At 64.1% G+C, this 6,130-nt stretch carries 3 protein-coding genes; all 3 read right to left on the reverse strand.

The genetic code is table 11. The features are described from left to right. On the reverse strand, positions 1 to 497 hold a 497-nt coding region (locus tag I2E26_RS08250), incomplete at its 3' end, for an L-threonylcarbamoyladenylate synthase (protein WP_195420348.1). Positions 498 to 689: 192 nt separating this feature from the next. Continuing rightward, on the reverse strand, positions 690 to 1,769 hold the full coding sequence (locus I2E26_RS08255) for a HemK/PrmC family methyltransferase (protein WP_195420349.1): 1,080 nt from the start codon (positions 1,767 to 1,769) through the stop codon (positions 690 to 692). Positions 1,770 to 2,075: 306 nt separating this feature from the next. Continuing rightward, on the reverse strand, positions 2,076 to 6,130 hold a 4,055-nt coding region (locus I2E26_RS08260; protein ID WP_195420350.1), incomplete at its 5' end, for a discoidin domain-containing protein.

Consider the following 6,130-nt stretch of genomic DNA (forward strand, 5'->3'; position numbering starts at 1 on the left):
GGAGCCGGCAGGCCATGCGTATTCGCGCTCGTCACCGCAAGCGGAGACCCGCACCGCTCGATAAGAGCAGCTACAACGGGAGACGCGGAGGCACGCAGCGCCACCGTGCCATCGGCAGCCTTCATGAACTCGGGAACCTCGTCCGAAGCCTCCACGACGACGGTCAGGGCACCCGGCCAGCACGCATCGGCGAGCGCTCGAATCTGCCCGGGCACCCTGCGTCCATACCGATCAAGGGCGTCCGCGCCCCCTACCAGCCAGGGAACCGTCTGCGTAAGCTCGCGCTGCTTGAGGCTGAAGATCCTACGATAGCCCGACCCCTCGCGCGGCGGCATCGGCGAGCAGTCCCGATATGCGTCCACGGACACGCCGATGCCGTACACGGTCTCGGTGGGCAGGAGCACGAGGCCGCCGTCGCGCAGCTGCAGGGCCGCTCCGTCCATAGATGCGGCATCGAGTCCATCATGCTCGATATACGCTCTATATACAGTCGTCATGGCAGTCTCCTCCTTTTCCTTGTCACGAGTAACCGCGCATCCGCGCACGCCATAATGGACGGTTGTAATCCATGTGGAGCATTTTCGCACGCCATAACGCGAATTGCCCCCGTATGAAATACCAACCAGACAAGCGGGGAGCCCCAGTCGGTAAGGGGCTCCGTTCGTGACGGTTCCATGTAATGAAGCGCGCTACAGCGGGGTGCGCGCCACCACGATGCGCGGACGACGCGTCAGGTCGAAGACCACGCGCACATCATCCATGCCCGCGCCGCGGCACAACTCCGCCGCCTCATCGAGCGACTCCTCGAACAGCTCGCATGCAAACAGGCCGCCGGGGCGCAGCATCCGGGGAGCGGCGGCGAGCAGGCGCCTGAACACCATGAGGCCGTCCACGCCTCCCTCGAGCGCCAGGCTGGGCTCGAAGTCTACGACCTCGCGCGGAAGCTCGGCCATCACGTCATGCGGAATATACGGCGGATTCGATACGAGGACATCGAAGGTGCCGTATTCCTCCGGCGCTACCGGGGCCACCAGATCGCCCTCGCGCACCGAGAGCGCGTCTTCCGGTACGGCCAACGCCCGCCTGTTACGCTCGGTGAGCGCAACGGCCTGCGGATTGATATCGGTTGCAACGCATGCGACCGCGCCTTCGCGCTCATGGATCAGCGACAGCGAGATGCATCCGGTTCCACAGCCCACCTCGAGCACGCGGGCATGGGGCGCGGCGGCTCGCTCCCCCTCTCCGACGGTCGCAACGTCCTCGCACGTCCCGTCCGCGGCGACCGCGTCTCCCGCTTCCGCCGTCCCAGCGCCCGCTTCGGATTCGGCCAACGCCCGCTCTAGGTCGGAGGCAGCGTCGAGCTCGCCGTTCCACGGCAGGGCGGCGCGCTTGCGCGCCGCCGTCGAAGCCCCTCCGAGCACCTGGGAGTCCAGGTAATCCAGAACCTCCCCAACAAGCACCTCGGTCTCGGGGCGCGGGATGAGCACGCCGGGCTCGCAAAGAACGTCGATCATACGAAAACCCGTGGACCCCGTTATGTACTGGACCGGCTCGCCCTTCGCGCGACGCACCACGGCATCATGCATGCGAGACAGCTCATCTTGATCGAGGGGGCGATCGAAATTCATGTACAGCTCGACACGGCTCATCCCCGTCACCGCTGTGAGGAGCAGCTCCGCCGTGTAACGCGAACGCTCGTCGCCCTTCTTCTCGAGGTATCCCCGCGTCCAATCGAGGCACCGGCTAATTGTCCACATTTCGTCCGCCATGGCCCTGCCCTCACTTTCCCATACCACCGGATGCTCTGAACACGACAACGGCGAGCATCCAGGCGATAGCGACTCCAATGAACGTTGATTCTACTGCAAGGCCGCATGCGGTCTTTCCGCAGACGCCCCGCACGTTCGAAATCAGGTGAAATTCGTCCCGCATTTCCCTGTGCAACCACCTGGTCTTACAAAAACCCATTGGGTGCTTACAGGCATCTGCCGCCGCCCCCATGGCTGCGCGACATGAAAAAGCGGCCATCGGGACGAACCCGATGGCCGCTTCCATGCCTTCGAACGCGCGCGAGACTAGCGCTTGTTCTTGCGGGCCAGCACCACGCCGGCAGCGATCACGATGACCGCTACCACGATGATGCCGCCGACCATGACGAGCGAGTTATCGCCCGTGGCCGGAATGCTGGAGCCAGGCTTGCTGGCACCGGGCTTGTTGGCACCCGGCTTGTTGGTACCGCCCGGCTTGTTGGTGTCGCCCGGCTTGTCGACGTTGCCGTCGCCCGGGGTGGACGGACGCTGCAGGCCGTCGATCTTGGCGAGGATGTCCGCGGTAGCGGCCTCGACCTCGGCGGTGGTGCCGTTCTTGAGCAGCGCCTTGCCGGTGGCAACGGCGTCCTTCAGAGCGGCAGCGGACTCGGGCGTGAACACGCTCGTATCGATGGCCTCGGCGCGAGCGATCGCATCCTTCAGCGCGACGACGTTCACGAGCTCGGCACGAGCGTCGACGATAGCCTGCGCGAGCGCGCCGTTCTGGGAGGCGTCGTGCGGCTTCTCGGCGTTCGCGATAGCGGTCTCGAGGACCTTCCAGCTCTCCGCGGTGTAATCGTCCTTGTTGAGCTTCTTGGCGTCGGCGATAACGCCGGCAAGGTCGACGGCAACAAGGTTGGCTTTGCACTCGTTGAGCTTCTCGACCGCCTGGGCGATAGCCTCGGCGGTGCCATCCTCAAGCAGCTGCTCGGAGGCCTGGTAGGCATCCTTGTACGGCTTGTAGGACTCCGGCGTGTAAGCGCCCTCGGAGGTCTTCTCGAACTCCGCACGGGCTGCCAGGAGGGCGGTCACGTCGACGAGGCCGTCGCGAGCGGCGAACAGCTTATCCATGGCGGGCGTAAGCTGGGCCGGGTCCTTGACGTCCTTCTGGACGAGAGCCTTCAGCTCGGCGAGAGCGTCGGTGTAGGCCTTGTAGGACGCCTTGGTGTAGGTGCCCTTGCCCCACACGAGCTCGGCATCCTCGACAGCCTGAGCCGCACGGTCGGCAGCGGTGGCATCGAAGACGAGGGCCTCGCGGGCAGCCTTAAGGTTGGCAGCGAGCTCCTTACCCTGAGCATCGGAGAGGTTGTCTGCGTCCTTCAGGGCCTCCGTGGCGGCGGACAGCGCCTGGCTGTACGCATCCCACGTGCCCTTGGTGTACGCGGAGCCATCGGTGATGGCGCCGGCAACGAGCTCGGAAAGCTCGGCATCGGCATAACGGACCACCTTGTTGGCCACGGCGTTCTCCAGACCGGCCTTCAAGGAGGCGGCGGTATCGGCCGTGAGGGTGGACTCGTTCGCAAGCGCGGCCTCGGCGGCGGAGATAGCCTTCTCGAGGGCGGCACGGCTCGAAGCGGTCCAGGTGGCGGTGTCGGCCTTCTTGGCCTCGGCGAGCGCGGTCTTCAGCTTGGAAATAGCGTCGGAATTCGCGCCGGCAGCCTTGCCGAGCAGGTAGATCTCGGAGATCTGCGGAGTCGTGGCGGCGGGCCACTCGACAACGATGTCCTTCACGGCAGTGAAGTTCACCGCAGCGCGGGCAGGCGCAACGGGGTTGCCGAAGCGGAACTCCTGGGAGTTCTGCTCGATGGCGCCCAGGGTAACGGTCTGGGTCTTGGAGTAGGTGCCGTCGGTATAGAGGACGGCCTTCACCGTAGCGCGGCTGGGATTGCCGCGGGAGATGATGCGGATGCCCTCATAGGCGGTACCGTCGGCCTTCAGCGGCGTGGAGACGTGATAGGTCAGAGCGCCGGCCTTGTCGCCCGCGGGAGCCCACTGGCTCTCGAGGTTCTTATCGAGCATGTTGCTCGGAAGCATACCGCGCTGCTCGCCAACGGTGCTCTCGAAGTCACCGCCGGCGTACGTGGACACGTACTCGCCGCCGTTGATGCGCAGCTCGCCCAGGCAGATCCAGCGATGGCTGTAGGTGCCGGTGAAGCGGATGCGCAGGTAGCGACCAGAGGCATTGAGCCCCTCGGCCTTGGCGAACATGTTGCCCGGAGCCTCGAAGGAGTGCTTGAGCCACGTTGCCTGCTTGGCCGTGTCCTCGTTGAACTCATCCTCGACGATGTTCTCGCTGTTGATGTCGAGAACCTTGGTCCACTGATCGTCAGCGGCCTTGGGATCGCTCGCGACCTCGATCACGCCGTTGCGGATGAAGTCCTTGCTGGTCTCGGGGATGAAGTACTCGAAGGTGTTGATCGTGCGGTTCTGACCGAGGTCGAACACGATCTTGTTTCCGGCCTTGGGCATGCCGGCGATGGTCGAATTGGTGCCGATGTTGCCATCGAAGACCTTCGAGACATCGAAGCCGTCTGCACCGGGCACGTCGCTGGAGACCAGCTGCGGAGCCAGGGAGCCCAGGAAGGAAACGGAGAAGCCGTTGAACGCCACGGAAGCGTTGTCGGCCGTAGCCTTGTAGCCCACATAGCGGGCGTTGACGGGCTCGGAGCCCAGGGCATTCCACTCAAGGCCGTTCATGGAATACATGAGGGTGGCGTTGGCGGCGTTGGTCTTGCCGGCCGTTGCCTTGACCTCGCGACGGATGCTGCCAAGGTCGATGGCGACGGCGTCGCCGTTCTTGGGCAGGGTCACCGTTGCGTCGGTGGTGTTGGCGCCCTCGCCCGTCACGCGAGCCTTGAGGCTGGCGTTCGGCAGCTTGAAGGTGCTGTAGATGTTGTCAGTCGAGAACGAGTAGCGCTCGTAGGCCTCGAACTCGAAGAGCTTGAACCAGCTGGCGGTGTTGCTGTTGGAAACGAGCTTGACCGCGGTGGCCTCGACCGTGGAGAAGTTCTTGACCTCGTCGGTGGAACCGCTCAGGTCGCAGGCCTTCTTCCAGTTGCCGGAGGCAGCGTTGGGGGTCTCGTCGGTGGTGTAGTACACCGAAGCGGACGTGAACTTATCGGCACCCGAGTCCTGCAGGACGCGCACGGTGTCGATCTTCACCTTGCCACCAAGGGTGAGCATGACCCAGTCGTTCTGCTGGGTGTTGCGGCTGCTCCAGAACTGCGTGGTCTCGTCGCCGTCGATGGCGCGGCCGATCACGTTGTTCTGGTAGGTGGGCAGGTTGGTGGTCACGGTCTTGGCAGCCGCGACCTCCTCGCCGGCCGTCGCATACAGGTCGGCAACACGCCACCAGATGTCCTTGCGCGCATTGTTTACGACCTTGATGGCCTTAGCCTCAACGGTCTTGCCCAGCTTGATGGTCTGGGAAGTCTTGTTGTTGATGGCGCCGGCTTCGTGCCACGTGCCGTCGGCGGTCTGATAGAACGCGGTGCCGTTATCGATGGCGTCGCCACCGTTGTTCGAAAGCGCCTGCTTGAAAACAATGGCGTCGATGGACTTCACGCCGTCGAACGTCACGATCACAGCAGCGCCCGGCTCGGTGCCATCGTCCTTCTGGGAACCGACGCCGTGCGTCAGCCAGGCCTCGGTGTTGTCCTTACCGTCGGAGGCGTTGCTGAGCGGCTTGGAATTGTCGGCGCTAACCTGCTTCTCCAGCGAAACGGTGCCGAAGAAGGTGGCCGACTCGGCAGCCGGGCCGTCGACCTTATTGATCTCGACCTCGTTGATGGTGAGCCAGCACGCGCCCTCGTTGTTGGCGGTGGCGTACAGGCGGACGCCGAAGACGTCCTTCTGGTTCAGGTCCTTGAAATCAACCACGCGCTCGCGGTTGTTGCTGATGGCCTTGCCGTCAACATCGACCCACGCGCGACCGCTCTCGGTCTCCTTCAGCACCTGCAGCTTGCCGGTGCGGACGGTGTCGTTGAGATGCTCCGCATCGTAGGTGATGGTGAAGCGATCGAGGTCGAACGCGTTGGTCTTCTCGATACCGAAGAACGTGCCCTCGGTGATGGCGGCCGGGTCCTTGTAGCTCAGACCGGTGTTGGCCTTGCCGTCGAACAGAACGTCGGTCTTGGCAGACGGGCTGTCGGTACGGCTGGTCACGAACTTAGTGAAGTTCGCATCGGGGTTGGAAGCCAGCTCGGCGCGCTCGGCGACATAGGTGTCCAGAGCGTTGATGGTCGGCACGATGTGCGCCTTGCCGATACGGGCATACTCGGTGTGGTTCACGTAGTGATAGCCGTGGCCGTTGGCCTCGTCCA

The sequence above is a fragment of the Collinsella sp. D33t1_170424_A12 genome (genome assembly GCF_015554865.1).
Lineage (GTDB): Bacteria > Actinomycetota > Coriobacteriia > Coriobacteriales > Coriobacteriaceae > Collinsella.

Excerpts from the sequence above, each read along its gene's own strand:
- I2E26_RS08255 (WP_195420349.1), bottom strand. The coding sequence starts at position 1,769 with ATGGCGGACGAAATGTGGACAATTAGCCGGTGCCTCGATTGGACGCGG.